19 protein-coding genes and 3 tRNA genes are annotated in these 17,928 nt (G+C 63.7%); 6 read left to right on the top strand and 16 right to left on the bottom strand.

What is annotated here, in order from left to right; all coding sequences use genetic code 11:
- Positions 1 to 2 precede the first annotated feature (2 nt).
- The 6 genes from ACY9XZ_RS07920 to ACY9XZ_RS07945 form a co-directional block, all read right to left on the bottom strand.
- The gene (locus ACY9XZ_RS07920; RefSeq protein ID WP_463456494.1) at positions 3 to 731 is read right to left on the bottom strand and encodes an N-acetyltransferase family protein; all 729 of its coding nucleotides are present in this window, start codon (positions 729 to 731) and stop codon (positions 3 to 5) included.
- Positions 732 to 796: 65 nt separating this feature from the next.
- The gene (locus tag ACY9XZ_RS07925; protein WP_463456495.1) at positions 797 to 1,360 is read right to left on the bottom strand and encodes a hypothetical protein; all 564 of its coding nucleotides are present in this window, start codon (positions 1,358 to 1,360) and stop codon (positions 797 to 799) included.
- Between the two features lie 497 nt (positions 1,361 to 1,857).
- On the bottom strand, positions 1,858 to 2,121 hold the full coding sequence (locus ACY9XZ_RS07930; protein WP_463456496.1) for a hypothetical protein: 264 nt from the start codon (positions 2,119 to 2,121) through the stop codon (positions 1,858 to 1,860).
- Positions 2,122 to 2,485: 364 nt separating this feature from the next.
- Positions 2,486 to 2,559, bottom strand: a tRNA-Phe gene (locus tag ACY9XZ_RS07935).
- Positions 2,560 to 2,648: 89 nt separating this feature from the next.
- Positions 2,649 to 2,768: a transposase family protein gene (locus ACY9XZ_RS07940; protein WP_463456497.1), complete on the bottom strand. Its 120-nt coding sequence runs from the start codon at positions 2,766 to 2,768 to the stop codon at positions 2,649 to 2,651.
- A 399-nt stretch (positions 2,769 to 3,167) separates the two neighbouring features.
- Positions 3,168 to 3,241: transfer RNA gene (locus ACY9XZ_RS07945), tRNA-Val, on the bottom strand.
- 97 nt (positions 3,242 to 3,338) lie between these two features.
- Here ACY9XZ_RS07945 and ACY9XZ_RS07950 point away from each other — a divergent pair.
- From ACY9XZ_RS07950 to ACY9XZ_RS07960, 3 genes are all read left to right on the top strand, one after another.
- On the top strand, positions 3,339 to 3,926 hold the full coding sequence (locus ACY9XZ_RS07950) for a DUF192 domain-containing protein (protein WP_463456498.1): 588 nt from the start codon (positions 3,339 to 3,341) through the stop codon (positions 3,924 to 3,926).
- Positions 3,927 to 3,965: 39 nt separating this feature from the next.
- Positions 3,966 to 5,888 (top strand): ABC transporter ATP-binding protein, encoded by a 1,923-nt coding sequence (locus ACY9XZ_RS07955; RefSeq protein WP_463456499.1) that lies wholly within the window; start codon positions 3,966 to 3,968, stop codon positions 5,886 to 5,888.
- Positions 5,889 to 6,015: 127 nt separating this feature from the next.
- On the top strand, positions 6,016 to 6,456 hold the full coding sequence (locus tag ACY9XZ_RS07960) for a hypothetical protein (protein ID WP_463456500.1): 441 nt from the start codon (positions 6,016 to 6,018) through the stop codon (positions 6,454 to 6,456).
- Between the two features lie 16 nt (positions 6,457 to 6,472).
- On the opposite strand, the gene ACY9XZ_RS07965 is transcribed toward ACY9XZ_RS07960, so the two are convergent.
- The 3 genes from ACY9XZ_RS07965 to coxB are packed head-to-tail and all read right to left on the bottom strand — an operon-like array spanning position 6,473 to position 10,132.
- Positions 6,473 to 6,739, bottom strand: coding sequence for a cytochrome C oxidase subunit IV family protein (locus ACY9XZ_RS07965; protein ID WP_463456501.1), 267 nt, complete (start codon positions 6,737 to 6,739; stop codon positions 6,473 to 6,475).
- 4 nt (positions 6,740 to 6,743) lie between these two features.
- A complete protein-coding gene (locus tag ACY9XZ_RS07970; RefSeq protein WP_463456502.1) occupies positions 6,744 to 9,314 on the bottom strand; it encodes a cbb3-type cytochrome c oxidase subunit I in 2,571 nt (856 codons plus the stop codon).
- Positions 9,311 to 10,132, bottom strand: coding sequence for a cytochrome c oxidase subunit II (coxB, locus tag ACY9XZ_RS07975; RefSeq protein WP_463456503.1), 822 nt, complete (start codon positions 10,130 to 10,132; stop codon positions 9,311 to 9,313). Before coxB ends, ACY9XZ_RS07970 begins: the two co-directional genes overlap by 4 nt.
- 109 nt (positions 10,133 to 10,241) lie before the next feature.
- Between coxB and ACY9XZ_RS07980 the strand changes: the two genes are divergently transcribed.
- Entirely contained in the window at positions 10,242 to 10,766 is a 525-nt protein-coding gene (locus ACY9XZ_RS07980; protein WP_463456504.1) for a DUF6789 family protein, read from the top strand.
- Between the two features lie 201 nt (positions 10,767 to 10,967).
- Here ACY9XZ_RS07980 and ACY9XZ_RS07985 read toward each other — a convergent pair whose 3' ends face one another.
- From ACY9XZ_RS07985 to ACY9XZ_RS07995, 3 genes are all read right to left on the bottom strand, one after another.
- Positions 10,968 to 11,414, bottom strand: a complete 447-nt coding sequence (locus ACY9XZ_RS07985; RefSeq protein WP_463456505.1) for a DUF5790 family protein — start codon at positions 11,412 to 11,414, stop codon at positions 10,968 to 10,970.
- 105 nt (positions 11,415 to 11,519) lie between these two features.
- A complete protein-coding gene (locus tag ACY9XZ_RS07990) occupies positions 11,520 to 12,626 on the bottom strand; it encodes a DUF7544 domain-containing protein (RefSeq protein ID WP_463456506.1) in 1,107 nt (368 codons plus the stop codon).
- Between the two features lie 73 nt (positions 12,627 to 12,699).
- Entirely contained in the window at positions 12,700 to 13,047 is a 348-nt protein-coding gene (locus tag ACY9XZ_RS07995) for a dihydroneopterin aldolase family protein (protein WP_463456507.1), read from the bottom strand.
- A gap of 74 nt (positions 13,048 to 13,121) precedes the next feature.
- On the opposite strand from ACY9XZ_RS07995, the gene azf reads away from it, so the two are divergent.
- Positions 13,122 to 13,895: an NAD-dependent glucose-6-phosphate dehydrogenase Azf gene (azf, locus tag ACY9XZ_RS08000; protein ID WP_463456508.1), complete on the top strand. Its 774-nt coding sequence runs from the start codon at positions 13,122 to 13,124 to the stop codon at positions 13,893 to 13,895.
- Between the two features lie 120 nt (positions 13,896 to 14,015).
- On the opposite strand, the gene ACY9XZ_RS08005 is transcribed toward azf, so the two are convergent.
- From ACY9XZ_RS08005 to ACY9XZ_RS08020, 4 genes are all read right to left on the bottom strand, one after another.
- The gene (locus ACY9XZ_RS08005; protein ID WP_463456509.1) at positions 14,016 to 14,240 is read right to left on the bottom strand and encodes a hypothetical protein; all 225 of its coding nucleotides are present in this window, start codon (positions 14,238 to 14,240) and stop codon (positions 14,016 to 14,018) included.
- A gap of 113 nt (positions 14,241 to 14,353) precedes the next feature.
- Positions 14,354 to 14,914 (bottom strand): diadenylate cyclase, encoded by a 561-nt coding sequence (locus ACY9XZ_RS08010; protein ID WP_463456510.1) that lies wholly within the window; start codon positions 14,912 to 14,914, stop codon positions 14,354 to 14,356.
- 104 nt (positions 14,915 to 15,018) lie between these two features.
- Positions 15,019 to 15,630, bottom strand: coding sequence for a DUF309 domain-containing protein (locus ACY9XZ_RS08015; protein ID WP_463456511.1), 612 nt, complete (start codon positions 15,628 to 15,630; stop codon positions 15,019 to 15,021).
- Between the two features lie 327 nt (positions 15,631 to 15,957).
- Positions 15,958 to 16,030, bottom strand: a tRNA-Arg gene (locus ACY9XZ_RS08020).
- 385 nt (positions 16,031 to 16,415) lie between these two features.
- Between ACY9XZ_RS08020 and ACY9XZ_RS08025 the strand changes: the two genes are divergently transcribed.
- Positions 16,416 to 17,882 carry a single-stranded DNA binding protein gene (locus tag ACY9XZ_RS08025; RefSeq protein WP_463456512.1) on the top strand — a complete coding sequence of 489 codons (1,467 nt, stop codon included), beginning with the start codon at positions 16,416 to 16,418 and terminating at the stop codon, positions 17,880 to 17,882.
- The last annotated feature ends 46 nt before the right edge of the window (positions 17,883 to 17,928 follow it).

The following is a 17,928-nucleotide window of genomic DNA, read 5'->3' on the forward strand; positions in this document are numbered from 1 at the left end:
CCTCAGAACGTGTACGCCAGCATCACTTCGTCGACCGGTTCGCCGTCGATGGTGAAGTGGTTCTCCCGCACGGCCTCCCGGTGCCAGCCCTGCCGTTCGAGGAACGTGACCGCGTTCATGTTTGTCCGCGCAACGCTGTTGTACACTTTCCGGTAGCCGTTCGTCTCTGCCCACGACAGCGCGCGGTCGAGCAGGCGCTTACCGACCCCGTAGCCGCGGTACTCCTCGCGGACCCCGACCGTGAGCCGTGCCGTCTCCCGGAGCTTGTCCGAATGTGGTAGGTCGAGGTGTGACCACCCGACGACGTAGCCGTCGACGGTGGCGACGAAGAACACCCGCGACCAGACGCTGTTATGTCGGGTCACCGTGTCCTCGTACCGGAGTTCGTCGGCGAGTTCCTCCCCGACGGCGTAGGTGCGCCTGTCTGTAATCTCCTGAATTGTATCGACCAGCTGCTCGAAGTCCTCGTCGCGCGCTGGTCGGACAACGTATGTGATGTCGTCGGCTTCGTACTCACGCTCCGCACCGATATCGAGCCGTAGCGCCAGCGTCCCGTTCTGCTCCGTGAGATACTCCTGTTCGGTCAGTTCGTCGACCGCCGACCGGAACTCGGACGCCGGCATATCGAGCGCATCTCGCACTGACGCCGTTTCGACCGTTCCGTTCCGCTCGACGTACTGATACACCCGCTTGCTGTCAGCCGACTTGAACCCCGGCTGTTCGAGTATCATACGTTCAGGTAGGGACTGGTGTCGACTTATTTCTTGTTAATAGATACCATGTACCAAACGATTTGCTAGTACCGCGAGAAGTTCTCGTCGGGGTAGACTCCCTCGTCGGTGATATCAACCACGTCCAGCGTCGCCAGTCGACTGAGGCGGTCTGCCGCGTCACTCTCGTCGACGCCCAGCTCCACCGCCCGCGCCAGTACCCGGTCACGGCTGGGCACGGATTCGATGAAGCCGTCGCTGTCTGTCTCGGTCTCCTCGGCGATGATGGCTTTCAGGACGGCCCCGTGTTCCCGCTTCGACGGCGTGGTGCCGTCGCCGGTCCAGTCCACGCTCAGCGTCCCGTCCTCGTTGACGTGCGAGACGACGAACCCATCCGGCAGCGTCTCCGTGACCGCCGCTACCAGCGCCGCCCGGTCGAGCCGCGCCTCGAACCGGAACCGCTTGCCGTCCCTGGACTGCCCGAGACTCCCGACGTTCGTACCTGCTTCTGCTATCGCCTCCGAAACCGCGTCGGCAAGACGGTCCTGTACTGACGCCGCGACGGCATCCCGCTCCGCACTGAGCGCCGCGATTTCGTCGGTCAGCGCCGCGTGGCGGTCCATCTCCTCGTGGGCCGGCTCCTCTGTCATATCCCTGCCATTCGTCGCCAGGGAATTATTGTTCCGGCCACCGTCTCTCTCGACCGGATTAACACGTGCCGTCCGTTCTGTTCAACTGTTCGGCGCTTGGCCGGCGGTTTGGTGAATTACACCATTGACGAATCCTACTCGGATCCGGTTCTACCGCTGGTAGTGTGGTTCGGAGGAAACTGCCGCCTCCTGGATTGTGAACCAAAGGAAGACTCGCTACGCTCGCGGAAACGGGGACAGTTCGCGTCGGTCGAGTGCTGTCCCAGTCCGAGCCAGGGAGCGTCACAAAGCCCGCCGGTCGACCAAACGTAAGATTTCGGATCAGGCGTGGCCTCTCACCCATTGACGTCGAGCCCCGGACCCGCGCGACAGAATAGTCTACCTGACAGACCGGCAACTCCGCTTCCGTCGCCGATTCCTCGTCGGGGGTCCTCGGGGACGTTCGGATACGGACCGCTCCGAACTGCTTCTCACGTGCCGTTCCGCGTCTGCCGGCCTCAGAACGAGGTGATTCCTTTCTTGAACTTCTGGATGATGTCCTTCTGCTGGAGGTAACTCGCGGCTGCGAGCAACGTCGGTGCCCACAGACCCACGAAGAGGCCGCCCTCCTTGTCGCCCTTCATATAGAACTTGTACCACGCGTACAGTACCGATCCTCCTGCGAGAGTTGCGACGGGATCGCCGACCGACATCGGAGTCGAATCAACCATATTGTCGACATTTTCCTCGACCTTCGACTCCTCTTGCTGGAATAGAGTCATTGCATTCTTCAATCGGCTGGGTCGCTTGTGTCTGTTCTGCCGTCCCTTGCAAGCCCGTCGACCACCATGGAGCGACAGGGGTCCGAGCTGGTGACGCGTCCATTCGAACAGTACACCGATGCCGAGCACGATTTCTGCGGTTCTGGACAAATACACGAGTAGCCGCGGCCGCGGGAACTGCAGCGGTACGATCCGTTCGTACATCTTCGGGGCGACGAAGTGGGGACCTCCCGCGAAAACATACAAAAGGCACATCACGTATCGGAGCGGCCGCTTCGATCTGGCGAGTAGACTGGATTACACGGTGATACCCTTTGAGAGCGAGAAACCAAAGGTTTCCTCTCGTCAGTCAGATTCGGGAAAATGCCGCCTCCCGGATTTGAACCGGGGACAGCTCGATCTTCAGTCGAGTGCTCTCCCAGTCTGAGCTAAGGCGGCGTGCACTCCAAGCGATGACGAGGGTAGAAAAAAGCATTTCGAAAGCCGGCGCAGGTTCTGTGGCATCAGTCGGGACGGTCGACCGCCGATTACGGGAGGAACAGGTCGGCGCTGTCGAACGTCTCGCCGCAGTTGTCGCATTCGTACTCAGTGCCATTGGTCGTCGAGACGTGCCCGCTACAGGCCGGACACGTCGAGCCATCTATCATGCCACGCACTACCACCACTCCGGATATATGAATTACGGGCGACTATCAATCGAGATAGAGGCCCTGATATCTGGAGTTAGACTCGCCGCTCACGAGTGGCCGCGATAGAATTTATCGGTCCGGACGTCCTTGTGAGCGAAGCGAACGAGGGCTCGGGAGAGCAGTGCTCTCCCGGCGGATTCGAACCGAAGCCAGACGTGCTCACTACGTTGCGCGCGACTGGCAGGAATCGAATCCGCAGGGACCATCCGCTCCTCACGTCCGTTCGTCGCAGGATAGGTCCGGGCGGATTCGAACCGAAGGAAGACTCACTGCGCTCGTCTTCCAGGGTTCGAACCACCATCTCCCACACAGACACCGCTGGCTCCTCGTTACACTCGTCGCAGTCGGTGTCAGAAGTGGGTCCGGGCGGATTCGAACCACCGGCCTCGGCCTTGTAAAGGCCACGTCATAACCAACTAGACCACGGACCCGTATCCCACCGTTTTCCATCGGCAGGAATAACGCTTTCTCTCTCGGCCGACAGTGGGTACCGACAGTATTACCCACGGCCTGCCCTTCACACGGAGTATGCAGCGCCCTGCTGTGGTCGTACTCGGACTCGTCGGTCTTCTCGTCGCCGCCGCTGTGGTCCTCCAGACCGGACTCTGGGTCGAGGTGCTCGGGACCGGTGAGTACGAGGAGGGCACGGTGACGGTCCGGGAGGGGTCGGAGGAAGGGGTGACGACCGCCACACAGCCCGAGACGGATACTTCGACGCCGGGAACGACCGTCGCGGTCCGTGAAAAAGAGGCAGGGGAACCGCTTGGCACGGTCGAGGTCCGCATCGCACAGACGTTCAATCAGCGGTACGTCGGACTGAGCGAGACGGAGTCGCTGGGACCCGACGAGGGGATGCTGTTCGTCCACGACGAGGAAGGCCAGCACACCTACGTCATGCGGAACATGTCGTTTCCGCTCGACATCATCTTCATCGACGCCAACGGCACCATCACCACTATCCACCACGCGCCGCTCCCGCCGGAGGGGACCAGCGAGAGTAACCTGACGGGCTACGAGGGGCAGGGCAAGTACGTCCTCGAAGTGAACCGCGGGTGGACGAACCGGACCGGCGTCGAGGTCGGTGACCGTGTCGACCTGCCGCCCGAAGCCACGTAGCCCGACGGCCTTTTGCGGATTCGGCCCCTGGATTCGATAATGGATTTCGACGCGGGTTCGGACGACGACGTGTTCGAGGACGCCAGGGAACGCGTCGACCGGCCGATGCTCCGACTGTTCACCGGCTACGGTCGGGGCCAGTGGATTGCGTTCGTCGTCGGCCTGTTCAGTTCTATCGTGGCCCGGATGCTGGACCTGCTGCCGCCGCTCCTCCTGGCGCTAGCTATCGACGCCGTCATTCAGCAGCAAACCGCCTACAGTCTCTTTCTGGTGCCCGACGGCCTCCTTCCCAGCGAGCAAGGGGCACAGTTGTGGCTCACGGCAGGCATTATCGCCGCGTCCTTTGGCCTCGGAGCCGTCTTCCACTGGAGTCGCAACTGGGGCTGGAACAAGTTCGCCCAGCACGTCCAGCACGCCCTGCGGACGGACACCTACGAGACGATGCAGCGGCTGAACATGGACTTCTTCGCCGACAAGCAGACCGGGGAAATGATGTCCGTTCTGTCGAACGACGTGAACCGGCTGGAGAAGTTCCTGAACGACGGCCTGAACTCCGCCTCGCGGATGATTATCATGGTCGTCGGCATCGCTGCGTACCTGTTCTACATGAACTGGCAGTTGGCACTCGTGGCCCTCCTTCCAGTGCCGATCATCGCCGTGTTCACCAAGCGGTTCATCGAAACGATTCAGCCAAAATACGCCGACGTGCGGTCGACCGTCGGGAAACTCAACTCCAGGCTCGAAAACAATCTCAGCGGCATCCAGATAATCAAGACGGCAAACACCGAACCGTACGAGGCCGACCGGGTCGAAGACACCTCGGAGGACTACCTCGACGCTAACTGGGATGCTATCGAGACGCGCATCACCTTCTTCCCCGGGCTCAGGCTGGTGTCCGGGCTGGGGTTCGTCGCGACGTTTGTCGTCGGCGGCCTCATGGTCGTCGGCCAGCCGCCGGGGCCGCTGACGGCGAGTCTCTCGCCCGGGCAGTTCGTCGCCTTCATCATCTACACCCAGCGCTTCGTCTGGCCGATGGCGCAGTTCGGGCAGATCATCAACATGTACCAGCGGGCCTACGCCTCCGCCGAGCGCGTGTTCGGGCTGATGGACACGCCCGGTCGCCTCGAAGAGGCCGAGGACGCGCCGCCGCTTGCCGTGACCGAAGGGCGAGTCGAGTACGAGGACGTGTCCTTCAGCTACGACAGCGACGACGACCCGGTGCTCTCAGATATCTCCTTCCAGGCCGACGGCGGTGAGACGGTCGCTCTCGTCGGCCCGACCGGCGCGGGGAAATCAACCGTCCTGAAGCTCCTGCTCCGGATGTACGACGTGGACGCCGGCGCGGTCCGCATCGACGGCCAGAACGTCCGGGACGTCCAGATTCAGAGCATCCGCCGCGCCATCGGCTACGTCAGCCAGGAGACGTTCCTCTTCTACGGCACCGTCCGCGAGAACATCGCCTACGGGACGTTCGACGCCACCGACGAGGAGATCGTCGCTGCTGCGAGGGCTGCCGAGGCCGACCAGTTCGTCCGCAACCTCCCCGACGGCTACGACACGATGGTCGGCGAACGCGGCGTCAAGCTCTCGGGCGGTCAGCGCCAGCGCATCGCCATCGCCCGGGCGATTCTGAAAGACCCGGACATCCTGATTCTCGACGAGGCGACCAGCGATGTGGATACGGAGACGGAGATGCTCATCCAGCGCTCGCTCGACGACCTGACTGCCGATCGGACCACGTTCGCCATCGCCCACCGCCTCTCGACGGTGAAAGACGCCGACACGATTCTGGTCGTCGAGGACGGCCGCATCGTCGAACGGGGGTCCCACGACGACCTGCTCGCTGCGGACGGCCTCTACGCCAACCTCTGGGCGGTTCAGGCCGGCGAAATCGACGAGCTTCCCGAGGAGTTCGTCGAGCGGGCGATTCAGCGACGGGCGCGGACGGATGCTGATGACTGAATCAGCGAGGACTCCGTGTCCGAGCCGTCAGTGATCAGCAGTTGCCGACGACTGAAGCGGTGAGAACGCCGTTTTCCGGTCGGCCGGGCACAAACGATTATTACGCATTGTGTTGTAATGCTATCACATGGCAACCGCGTACCTCGCTAGCACGGCACTGATGGGCGTGTTGGTGATGGCGGTGGTCGCATGGATGGTCCGCGGGCGCGGCTGGTATCAGTACAGTCCGGGGGCGTCGACGAGCGCCCAGTCCCCGGCGGGCGACCTTGAGAGTCGGTTCGAGACGTACGCTGACGAGCCAATGGTCTGGGTCGCCGCGTTCGCGGTGCTGGTCGTCGGGCTCCTCATCGGCGTCGTCGCGTCTATCTCCGGTCCCGTCGAGACCCAGTCGATAGCCGGGCTGGCGGTCGCCGTCGTCGGCGGGGCGGGCCTCTGTGGCTACCTGCTGTTTGGCGTCTACCTGTCGGCGACGCGCCGGGGACACCCCCGTTCGCTGGCCGTCGCCGAATCAGCGACCGTCGCCGGCGTGCTCTTCCTCATCGCCATCGGCTTCCAGTTGCTGGCCTGACTCTCAGGTTGCTTGGTCACAGTATCGAGTACGCCGCCGCGCCGGTCAGCGCGAGCGCGGCGACAGTCCCGCCCAGTACGAGGTACGTGACGGCGCGTGGTTCCCAGCGGAGGTGCTGGTAGTACGCGGCGACGCCGACAGCCTTGATGACCGACAGCACCATGATGAGTGCGAAGGCGGTCCAGTATGCGCTGTCGACGAGGCCGGCGAACTCGACGACGGCCTGTGCGGTTGCGAACACGAACAACACGACGTATATCGCGGTGTAGCCTTTCCAGTCCATTGTTCTAGAGGATGTAGAAGAGGGGGAACAGGAACAGCCAAACGATGTCGACGAAGTGCCAGTACAGGCCGAAGTACTCGATGGCCCTGTCGTCGCCCTGGTAGGCCCCGTTCCAGGCCCTGACGGTCATGTACGCACAGATGATGAGCCCGATGATGACGTGGGCCCCGTGGAGCCCAGTCGTCAGGTAGAACGTCGACGACGCGATGTTCGTCGAGAGGTTCCAGCCGTTCGGGAACGCCTCCGTGCTGATGTGGAACAGGTGGTTCCACTCGATCCCCTTGTTGATGAGGAAGCCGACGCCGAGCGCGAACGTCCCGACCAGCGCGGCGACGGTCCCGCGCTTGCTCTCGCGCTCGGCGGCGACCATCGCCAGCACGACGAGGAAACTCGACGTGAGCAGCAGGTACGTGTTGATGAGGCCGGGCATCGTCACGTGCTCGGCGGGGATGAGGTCGTGGTGCCAGGCCGTCCAGCCGTACGCGACCCGGACGAATGCGTAGGAGCCGATGAACGCGCCAAAGAGGACGATGTCGCTGGCGAGGAATGTCCACATCCCGAGTTTCATCTTCTCGACCTTGTCGAAGGGCCACCGTTCGGCGATAGCCATCTCCGGCGCGTGGAACGGCTCGCGGGTCATCCCGACGAGCGAGCCGAACGTCGTCACCCCGCCGACGGCCGCCATCGACAGGTAGAACACGCTCCCTGTTCGCACGCCCGAGAGCCCGAGGAAGGCGATGAACCCGCCGAGGCTGACGAGGAACGGCCAGAAGCTCGCGTGGCTGGCGTGTTCCTCGCCGGCGGTTTCGTGGGCCGGCTCCATCGCGGCGGCCGTCACTGCAGCTCTCGGTGTGACCGCGCCACCGTCGGTTGCCGTCCCGCCGTCCGTCGCCGCGTGGCCGTGTGCTGCGGCTCCGGGCGCGCGTTCGGTCCGTTCGACGACCGTCTCCTCGTCGAGGAACTCCAGCTTGCCGGTGGCGTAGCTCGGCACGCCGGGGAAGTTCTCCAGCGGCGGCGGCGAGGAGACGGCCCACTCGGCGGAGGTGGCGTACTCCCAGGGGTTCGGGCCGACGTCCTCGCCGCGCCAGAGGCTCACGAAGAGGTTGTAGAACATGAGGAGGAAGCTCGCTCCGAGGATGAAGCCGCCGGCGGTCGCCATCGAGTGCCAGATCTGCAGGCCGTCGGGGTAGACGAACACTCGCCGCGGCGTCTCCCAGGCGATGAACATCGGGAAGTACAGCAGATTGAACCCGAGGAAGTAGACGCCGAACTGTATCTTCCCCAGCGTTTCGTTGTACATCTTCCCCGTTATCTTGGGATACCAGTAGTAGAGGCCGCCGAACAGCGCCGTCGCGCCCGCGACCATCACGTAGTGGAAGTGCGCGACGACCCAGTAGGTCCCGCGGAACTGGTAGTCGAGCACGATCGCACCGAGGAACACGCCGGTGATGCCGCCGATGATGAACAGGATGAGCGCGCCGAGCGAGAACAGGAACGGCGTGGTGAACCGGACCCGGCCCTTCGCCATCGTGTAGATGAGCGAGAACACCATCAGGTCGAAGGGCAGTGATATCCCGATGGTCGTCGCCATGAAGATGGTCTTGATTGGGAGGTTGATGCCGGTCAGGAACATGTGATGCATCCAGACGACGAAGCTCTGGAGCGCCACCAGCACCATCGAGATGATGAACCACTTCCGGCCGACTAACCGACGGCCGGTGAAGGTCTGGAAGCACTCGGCCATCACACCGAGCGCGGGGAAGAAGACGATGTACACCTCCGGATGGCCGAAGAACCAGAACAGGTGCGCCCACAACAGCGACGCACCCGGGTTGTCGGCGTCGGTTGCCATCGTGGTGCCGTCGATAGAGTACTGGAAGTAGGTCGTCCCGAGGATGTGATCGGAGGCGAGTATCATCAGCGCCGCAAGCAGGGCCGCGAAGGCAAACAGCATCATCCAGACGGTGAGGTTGATCGACAGCGAGAAGATGGGGATGTCCCGCATCCGGAGCCCTTCGGCACGCATGCGGTACATCGTCGTCAGGAAGTTCACCGACCCCAGCGTCACCGCGGCGGTGAACATGATGAGCGCCAGGACGACCGAAGTCGCCCCCAACCCCTCGCCGGGGATGTACGCCGGCGTGTTCAGCGGGGCGTACATCGTCCACCCGCCCGCAAAGGTGGTCCCCTGGAAGAAGGAGACACCCATCAGGATGCCAGAGAACAGGTAGAGCCAGTACGACAGGGCGTTCAGCCGCGGGAAGGCGAGGTCGTCCGCGCCGATCTGGAGCGGAACGAGGTAGTTCGCGAAGCCGAAGGCAAACGGCGAGATGAACCAGAACACCATCAACAGTCCGTGGGTCGACACCGCCTGGTTGTACCCCATCGATCCAAGCAGGTCAGCGCCCGAAGAGATCAGTTCGAGACGGAACAGGAGCGCGAGGACGCCACCGAAAACCAGGAAAAACAGCGCGGTGATGAGATACAGCACGCCGATGTCCTTGTGGTTCGTCGTGAGGAACCACCGGCTGACCGACGACTTGGGCGGCAGGCCGTGTTCGTGGTCGTGGCTCATGCCGGGACACCTCCGCCGGTGGCGGGTGCGATCCGGTGGTCACTGCCGCCGGTTTCGTTCCCGTGGGTCGCCGTTTCGTTGGCGCCTTCGGCCGTCTCGCCCGTCCCCTCGGTTTCCGCGTACCACTCCTCGTACTCGTCCTGTGGCATCACGACGACTTCCGTCGTCATCAGCGAGTGGCCGCTGCCACACAGCTCGTAGCACTTGGCGGCGTAGGTCCCGGTTTCGTTGGCCGTGAACCAGGCCGACGTGTACTGGCCCGGGACTGCGTCGGTCTTGACCCGTAACTCCGGGATGCCGAAGTTGTGGAACACGTCCGTCGCGGTCACCCGTAATCTGACCACCCGGTCCTGTGGCACGTAGAGCGTGTTGGTCGTGTGCCCGTTCGGGTAGATGAAGTCCCAGCCGAAGCGGTAGCCCTCGACGTCGATTTCAAGCGCCTCCTCCTGGGCCGGGTCCGGCCCTTCCTCGATGTACAGGAGTTGCGAGTACGTCCAGGCGATGAGCGAGACGACGATGATGGCACTGATGCTAAACGAGTAGAACACCTTCCGACCGCCCGAACCGCCGGTCGGCATCTCGCCCATCTGCGGCCGCTCGACCTTGTCGGCGTACGGGTCCGTTCCGCCGCCGTCGTCGCGGTACTTGAGCGCGTGGTACATCGTGTAGGCCACGACGACAACCCCGACGGCCGTTCCCAGCAGGAGGAACACCTCGAAGATCTGGTCGAACACCGCGCTCGGTGCGCGCACGTCGCCGCCGTGTAAGGGGAACACAAACGCGGTGCGTGTTATCACGACTCCCACCATTTCCCTCATGATTTTTTCCACCATGTATTAGGCATTATGGACAGGAATCTGACATAGAACGTTCTCAGACCTAACGTGTGCGGGAACTTTTTTATCTACTGGCATGTTACAACACACCATGGAAGACACGCCACCCGGCGTCGAGGACCCGTCCATCAGCGACGACGGGCTCACAGAGGTCGAGGAGTTCGATAGCCTGGCTGGGATTCTCGCCGATGGTGTCGTCGGCGCGGCCGGCGGTTTGGTCGGGACGGCGATGATGACCGTCGTCTTCCTCATCGCGCAGTCGCTGGGCGCGTTCAACCTCGACGACTTCGCCATCCTCACCGAACTCGTAGGTCTGACCGGCTACGTCCCCGAGGTGCTGTTTGGCTTCTTCATCTTCCTCGGTGGCGGGATGTTCCCGTGGCCGCTGCTGTTTGCCTCGCTGAAGGCGTATCTCCCCGGTCAGTCGGACCACATCAGCGGGGCCTTCTTCGGCGCCGCGATGTGGACCGGGTTCGTGTTGGCCTTCTACACCGGTCAGTCCGGACTGGCGCTGGTGCTGTACGTGGTGCTGACGCTCGTGGCTCACGTCGTCTACGGGATCGGCCTCGGCGCGGTGTTTCACTACTTCTCGACGCGGCCGGATTCAATCGTCTGAGACGGACTCCTGTCGTATTTCTGCGGTAGAACAGCCCTTCGTCTCTGCAGCAACGGTCAGCAGTCAGCCGCCAGCCGTCCCTGCACCCTTTCACGACGGAACGGATCGGCTTGTGGGACAAATACCGCTGGACGACGTGAGCGACGCGCTGGTCGCACTGGCGAACGCGGCGGGCGTCCGACGTGGGTGGATCCCTCGTGCTCAGGCTTCGGCTTCCGCGTCGGCGTCCGCCTCCGCATCAGCGTCCGCACCGTCTTCGCCCTCGAACTCCTCTAGCGTGCTGCGCAGTTGCGGAATCGTCGCCGTGAGGTCCCCGACCTGCTCGCGGGCGTCGTCGACGTCGTCGATGAGGTCCGCGATGGTCTCGATCTCTTCGGCGAGGTCGTCGGCGTCCTCGAATGCGTCGGCACGTTCGCCCATCGTGTACCACTTCTTCGCATCGCGGAGGTGATCCTCCGCGTCTCCCACATCGAGTGCCGTCTTCAGCGAGTTGAGGACGCCGAGCGTGTTGTCGGCCTCCACGTCCCAGACCGAATCGGCCTCGGGAAGCGCGTCGCGGGCCTTCGCGAGCGACTCCTCGACGTCGGTGCGCATCTCGTTTGCGGCTTCGCCGAACAGTTCGTCGTCGTCCAGGCTTGACTGACTCATACGGAGTCGTTGGTACGGTGAGGGATTAAAAGCCCGCCTGAAAGTGAAAGTGAAACCGCAGGACGCGACCGGTCGGAAATTTTTGAAACCGAAAAGCCGTTGTGACTACTCGGTTCGGATGTCCGAGCGTACCTCGGGAATCGGGTCCATGTCGGCGTCGATGTCACCCAGCACGAGCATCGCGTAGTACCGCAGGAACGTCGTCAGCGGCACCTGAATCAGCGCGCTGACGACGATCAAGACCAGCAGCCCCAGCAGCCCGACAACCCCGGCCAAGGCGATTCCGATGGTGTTCTGCAGGGCGAGATACAGCGCGGCCGCACCGAGGCCGAACGGGATCATGACGACCAGGAGCGCGACGATACCGAGAATCGCGCTGATGATACCGACGCCGATCTGGAGGACGATGGAAAAAAACAGGTAGGCGAGGTACTGTTTCGGCTCGCTTTTGATCGAGCTCCAGAGCCGCGACCAGCCGGCGAGGACGCCGTTATCGTCCGCTGTCATCAGCGGGACGACGAACACCGTCGTGAAACCGAAGACGATCCCGTAGCTTATCGCGAGTACTGCGAACACGGCGATGAGCAGTCCCGACAGTGCGAGAACGCTCGACGTGCCGACGTTTGCGGCCTCGCCGCCGAGCGCCAGGAAGAACACGGCCCCACCGATCACGAGCGCGATGCCGAGCCAGATGACCCCGAGGGCAAGCCGGAACAGGAACAGCCGTAGTCCGTTCCCGACGTGGTCGCTGAAGTACTGCCGGACGTGTATCTCGCGGTCGATAAGCGCCTGGGTCAGCACGAACTCCATGAAGTTGCTCAGGATGCCGTACGCGAGCGCCAACAGGACGACCAGGCCGATGACGGCGAACACGAGGAGCCCGGCCCCGGCGAGCAGTTCGTCCGGAGCACCGGACGGGACACCGGGCTCAGAAACTTGCAAGGGAAGGCTCCCCGGCAGGGATGCCACGCTTTCGAGTGGCGCGGCCAGCTGGAAGTCGCTACCCGGGCCACCGGGGCCGCCGGGACCGCCGCTCCCGCCGAAATCGCCGAAGTTGCTGAACGACTGGACGTTGTTCAGTCCGACGCCACCGCCACCGATGAAGAACACGACGAACGCCATTCGGAGCCACGTCCCCTTCTCGACCGGAAACAGGAACGACTTCGTCGCGTCTATCGCGTCGTCGATATCGTCGACTGCGTGGAGGGCCATGTCGGTAGTCTCACAGCCCCCTCTGGTAAAATTTTCGGGGCTGTGACAGGGATTCAGGCTGCCCTCGGGCCATTCACTCCTGCACTGCGTCGACCTGCATCAGCGGATAGCCGTCCTCCATCGCCATGCTCGTCTCGACCGTCACGTCCTCGTACTCGATGCGCATCTCGACGTCGATGAGCCGCCCGGTGAGTTCCGTGTAGTCCGCACCTCCCTCGGCGATAGCGTCTTCGAGTGCCGCCGTACGGACGCTGACGGTGACCGCCTCACAGAACGGCTGGTTCTCGATGGCCTCCTCCATCGCCGCCGCGAGCGAATCGGCGCTGTCGGGGCTGACTGGCGTCCCCGCGAACTGGTGGTACAGCGACCCGAACTTGATACCCGCTTCGAAACACGCCTCCTGTGGGGTTGTGGGTTCCATACGATCGGTCCGGTTGGGCGACACAAAAGCGAACCGCAAGCTACCTATTGCGTGCGACGTATCCTCTCATACGAATGGACGACCCGGTTCTGCTCACCGGCGCTGGCGGCGCTGTCGGGGCGGCCATCCTCGAAGGCCTCGAGGACGCCTACGAGTGGAAACTCATGTTCCACAGCCCACCCGCCGAGGAGCCCGACCACGAGTACCTCGTCGGGGACGTATCCAGCGAGGGCGACGTGGCCGCGGCGATGGACGGCGTCGGCGCTGTCATCCACCTGGCCGGCGACCCCCGGCCGGAGGCCCCCTGGGACTCCGTCCTCGAAAACAACATCGACGGCACCCAGAAGATGTACGAAGCCGCCGTCGACGAGGGCGTCGAGAAGTTCGTCTTCGCGTCCTCGAACCACGCCGTCGGCTCCTTCGAAACGGACGAGCGCACGCCCGAGATGTACCGCCCGGACGACCAGTACCGCCTCGACGGGACGGAACTCCCCCGCCCCGGCAACCTCTACGGCGTCTCGAAAGCCACCGGCGAGGTGCTGGGCCGCTACTACCACGACCAGTACGGACTCTCCGTCTGTAACATCCGCATCGGGAACCTCACGCGGGGCCACCCGCCAATCGACTACGAGCGCGGCCAGGCGATGTGGCTCTCCTACCGCGACTGCGCCCACATCCACGACTGCGCGCTCCGAGCCGACTACGAGTACGAGATCGTCTACGGCATCTCCGACAACGACCGGAAGTACTACTCCATCGAGCGCGCCAAGGACGTGCTGGGCTACGAGCCGATGGACAACTCCGCGCACTTCGAGGGTGAGGAGCGGGTGGCGGAACCGGACGCCTGAGTCTGTTGCCGGCCCCCTGAGATTTCATCACTTGCGCCGATACAGGGGCAGCTTCGAGCGACAAGCGGGTACGGTTCACCCAGGCTGTCAGCCGCCGTTCGTCTATCACCAGTCAGGACCCTATTCGTCGGCCGAAACGATACCACTCGCTTCGTCCGTTACTTTCTCGGAGATGGGACCGATGCTCGCTCGCTTCTCGCCGATCGTGGCTCCGACGAGTGCGCCGAGAGCGGCGCCGCTACTCGCAGCACGTTTACTGAACAGTCCGCCGACTCCGGCACCAGCGGCAGCGAAGATGGCAGCGTGTCTGGCACGACTCCACGCGCGGATGAGACGGGACTTCATGCGTCCTCATTCTCCAAGGATTGACATAAATACGTGGGTCGGCACACAAAATCGGCGAACACGCCCTTGGGAGGACGGTATCGCCGAACCAGCCGTAGCGGGACTGCGTAGGCCTACCACTCCTCGCCGAGTGCGCCGTGCTGTCGGTCGTCGTAGGTCCCGTCTCTGAACACGGTTACCCGCCCGTTCTCCTCGCTCAGCGTCACCACCGCAAACACCGCTTCGCGAGTGGAGGTCTCCAGCGCACTCATGTGCCGTGTCCCCATCCAGTCCGCGTATGGGAGCGGGTCCGCAGTCTCTTCCTCCGCGGCGGTCAACTGCCGTAGCCGAACCATCTCCGGACGGATTGTCCCGTCGCTGTGGACGACCACTGCGCCGTCACACGTAACCGCAACCGACCGGGCCGTCTCGGACAGCACACCAGCAGGGGCGAACACACTCGAACAGTCCTCCACCGGCCACCGGTTCGATCCTATCGGATCGGTAAACGCAGCAGTCGAGTCGCGCTCGACGACGACGTACAGGCCCGGCCCCCGCACGTGAGGGTCGTCCCACCGCTCGAAGGCCACGCTCACGCTCTCGGCACAGCACCTGATTCTGTCGAGGACGGCACTCTTCGGGACGGCGTCTCCCTCTGTGTCCGCGGGCCTCGGACGTTCGGTCGAATCGCTCATTCGGGTACGTGTCAGTTGGGCCTTCGCAGGCATAGTCGGTGCGAAATTCCTGGAAAACCGTTGTACTGATTAAGCGAGTGACTCGGCACGTCGGCGACGCTGGACTACTCGAACAGGCCCCGAACGTCGTCGTCTTTCTGCTGTTCCAGTTCGACGTGGTCACGGAGCCGCTGATACACGACCGGGCGCTGGTCGCGCTCGCGCACGAACGAGAACAGCATGCCGACGAACTGCGAGCCGCCGGCGGTGTCGAGTTCCGAGCGGGCGTACTCTACGGCCGATTCGATGACGGCCTCGTCGTAGCGCCCGGCCTCTGCCAGTACTTCGGCGGCGACTGCCGTTGCATCGAAGTCGAGATCGTCGTAACCGATGGCGTCTCCTTTGTGGGTCAGCGCCGGTGGATCTGTCTCTGCAGCGTGGTGTGGGGCAGCCGCCACTGCGCCGAGAAACGACCGCACCTCGCCCAGTTCGACGCCCCGATAGGGATCGGGCAGCCCATCGAGGTACTCCGCCGCGCTCTCGGCCAAGCCTTCCGCGCCCGACCAGTTCCCCTCGCTTGCGTGGTGGACGACCGCCGTGAACTGGATGAGGCCGTGCAGGAACCGCTCGTCGTCGCCATCATCGAGGTCCAGCCAGTATTCCTCCCACGCATCGTGGGCGGCGTGGTAGCGGCCCTCGTTGAACACTGCGATGCCAGCGCGGAGATGGTCGCGCACACGCTGGGTTGGATTCGAGGTCGGAAAACTACATCGACGTTTCGGCCAGGCGACGGACGGTGCGGTGTCTGTCGCAACGGCGTGACGCAGTGACCGCTCGCCGTCGCTCGCGGTTTGGTGTCGGCAGAAACGTCCGGACGGAGTTCCACGCGAGCAAAGCGAGCGTGGAGCTCGCCGGTCGTGAACGAAGTGAACGTCCGGACGGCGATTTGAACTCGCCGAGAAATGCTCGCTTCGCTGCGCGTTCCTCGTCTGCTCAAATCTCCTCGCGGAGTTTCCTGCAGCACTGACCGCTCGCGATGCTCGCGGTGTTGTGCTGCAGAGAAACGTCCGGACGGAGATTTGAACTCCGGTCCCTGGCTCCGCAAGCCAAGAGGATAGTCCACTACCCTATCCGGACTCATCTCCAGAGAGGGTGGTGCATCTAAAAAGGGTGACGGTTCGCGTGCCGTCACGCGGTGGGTCGACATACCGCGCTGAAAGAGGGCGTTCGACTCACCGGAGGAAGCGGAACTGACTACCCGCAACTACGGCGATGGCCCGGTGGATGTGGCGACGGCGACGCACTGACCGCCACCTTGGCGGCTATGCGGTGGTGGGGGACCCTCCGAGCGGCGCGGTGGTGCGGGAGTCCGAACTGACAGCGCTCGCGACGAGGGTTTATAATCCATCACGCGACAACCCTCGAATCATGGACGGGACACAACCGAAATCGACCGACAGCGCCCGCTCGCTCGCCCAACGACAACGCTTAAGCGCGCCCCAGCCCAGCGTCCCATAGATAGATGGGTGCGATAGAGGACATTTACGAGGACTTAGAGACGGACGTCTCCGAGGCGGAGTTCCGCGAGGCCGTCGAGGAGAAGGTCGAGCAGATGGGTGGGCTCGCCGACGAGGAGACGGCCGCGATGCTGTTGGCCCACGAACTCAACGAGAACGAGGTCAACGCCATCGCCGATATCGAACCCGGCATGAACGAGGTGAAGTTCCTCGCGAAAGTGATGGCCATCGGCGACCTGAAGACCTTCGAACGCGACGACGAGGACGAGGACGGCCGGGTCATCAACGTCGAGGCCGCCGACGAGAGCGGCAGCGTCAGGCTCGCCTTCTGGGACGGCCAGGCCGTCGACATCGACGAGGGGCAACTGGAGGTCGGCGACGTGCTCCGGGTCAAGGGTCGGCCGAAGGACGGCTACAACGGGCTGGAGGTGTCCGTCGACAAGGCCGAACCCGACGAGGACGCGACAATTGACGTTGAGCCGGGCGCTGGCTCCTCCATCGACGCGCTGACGATGGGCCAGTCCGACGTGACGCTACGCGGGCTCGTCCTCGACACCGACACGATTCGGACCTTCGATCGCGACGACGGCAGCGAGGGCCGCGTCTCGAATCTCACGCTCGGCGACGAGACGGGACGCATCCGCGTGACGCTGTGGGACGACCGGGCCGACCGGGCCGAGGAACTCGACGCGGGCGCGGCCGTCGAAGTCGTCGACGGGTACGTCCGGGAGCGGGACGGCTCGCTCGAGCTTCACGTCGGCGACCAGGGTGCCGTCGACGAAGTCGAGGACGATGTGGCCTTCGAGCCCGACGCCGATCCCATCGCCGAAGTCGAACTCGAAGCGACGGTCGATATCGCCGGCGTCGTCCGCTCGGCTGACCCGAAACGGACGTTCGACCGCGACGACGGCAGCGAGGGCCAGGTCCGGAACGTTCGCATTCAGGATGCAACGGGGGATATCCGCGTGGCGCTGTGGGGCGACAAGGCCGACAAGGACATCGCGCCAGGTGACGAGGTCCTCGCGGCCGACGTCGAAATACAGGACGGCTGGCAGGACGACAAGGAGGCCTCGGCAAGCTGGAACTCAACGATTGTCGTGCTCGATGACGGCGCTGATCTGGCGACTGGTGGCGCAGGCGGGGGGGCCAGCGCCGAGACGACTGATGCCGAACACGCCGGCCTATCCTCCTTCGGCGACGGTGGGGACGGTACGGAAGCGGACACCGGCGGGGACGGGACAGCCGCCGTCAGCGCCAGTACCGGCGACACTTCGTCGGACGGTGGCGCACAGAGCGCCGGCCAGCAAGTAGAGTTCACCGGCACCGTCGTCCAGACCGGCGACCCCGTGGTGCTTGATGACGGCGAGCAGACCATGAGCGTCGAAACCGGCGAGCGCGTCCAGTTAGGACAGGAGATCACGGTCCGTGGCGAACTCCGCGAGGACCGGCTCCACGCTGAGGACGTGTTCTGAATCGCCGAGCGACGCTACGGAAACTCTTAAGACCGCAACACTCCCC

This window comes from Haloarcula sp. HT12 (assembly GCF_055271655.1).

Excerpts from the sequence above, each read along its gene's own strand:
- ACY9XZ_RS07920 (WP_463456494.1), bottom strand. The coding sequence starts at position 731 with ATGATACTCGAACAGCCGGGGTTCAAGTCGGCTGACAGCAAGCGGGTG.
- ACY9XZ_RS07925 (WP_463456495.1), bottom strand. The coding sequence starts at position 1,360 with ATGACAGAGGAGCCGGCCCACGAGGAGATGGACCGCCACGCGGCGCTG.
- ACY9XZ_RS07930 (WP_463456496.1), bottom strand. The coding sequence starts at position 2,121 with ATGACTCTATTCCAGCAAGAGGAGTCGAAGGTCGAGGAAAATGTCGAC.
- ACY9XZ_RS07940 (WP_463456497.1), bottom strand. The coding sequence starts at position 2,768 with ATGATAGATGGCTCGACGTGTCCGGCCTGTAGCGGGCACGTCTCGACG.
- ACY9XZ_RS07950 (WP_463456498.1), top strand. The coding sequence starts at position 3,339 with ATGCAGCGCCCTGCTGTGGTCGTACTCGGACTCGTCGGTCTTCTCGTC.
- ACY9XZ_RS07955 (WP_463456499.1), top strand. The coding sequence starts at position 3,966 with ATGGATTTCGACGCGGGTTCGGACGACGACGTGTTCGAGGACGCCAGG.
- ACY9XZ_RS07960 (WP_463456500.1), top strand. The coding sequence starts at position 6,016 with ATGGCAACCGCGTACCTCGCTAGCACGGCACTGATGGGCGTGTTGGTG.
- ACY9XZ_RS07965 (WP_463456501.1), bottom strand. The coding sequence starts at position 6,739 with ATGGACTGGAAAGGCTACACCGCGATATACGTCGTGTTGTTCGTGTTC.
- ACY9XZ_RS07970 (WP_463456502.1), bottom strand. The coding sequence starts at position 9,314 with ATGAGCCACGACCACGAACACGGCCTGCCGCCCAAGTCGTCGGTCAGC.
- coxB (WP_463456503.1), bottom strand. The coding sequence starts at position 10,132 with ATGAGGGAAATGGTGGGAGTCGTGATAACACGCACCGCGTTTGTGTTC.
- ACY9XZ_RS07980 (WP_463456504.1), top strand. The coding sequence starts at position 10,242 with ATGGAAGACACGCCACCCGGCGTCGAGGACCCGTCCATCAGCGACGAC.
- ACY9XZ_RS07985 (WP_463456505.1), bottom strand. The coding sequence starts at position 11,414 with ATGAGTCAGTCAAGCCTGGACGACGACGAACTGTTCGGCGAAGCCGCA.
- ACY9XZ_RS07990 (WP_463456506.1), bottom strand. The coding sequence starts at position 12,626 with ATGGCCCTCCACGCAGTCGACGATATCGACGACGCGATAGACGCGACG.
- ACY9XZ_RS07995 (WP_463456507.1), bottom strand. The coding sequence starts at position 13,047 with ATGGAACCCACAACCCCACAGGAGGCGTGTTTCGAAGCGGGTATCAAG.
- azf (WP_463456508.1), top strand. The coding sequence starts at position 13,122 with ATGGACGACCCGGTTCTGCTCACCGGCGCTGGCGGCGCTGTCGGGGCG.
- ACY9XZ_RS08005 (WP_463456509.1), bottom strand. The coding sequence starts at position 14,240 with ATGAAGTCCCGTCTCATCCGCGCGTGGAGTCGTGCCAGACACGCTGCC.
- ACY9XZ_RS08010 (WP_463456510.1), bottom strand. The coding sequence starts at position 14,914 with ATGAGCGATTCGACCGAACGTCCGAGGCCCGCGGACACAGAGGGAGAC.
- ACY9XZ_RS08025 (WP_463456512.1), top strand. The coding sequence starts at position 16,416 with ATGGGTGCGATAGAGGACATTTACGAGGACTTAGAGACGGACGTCTCC.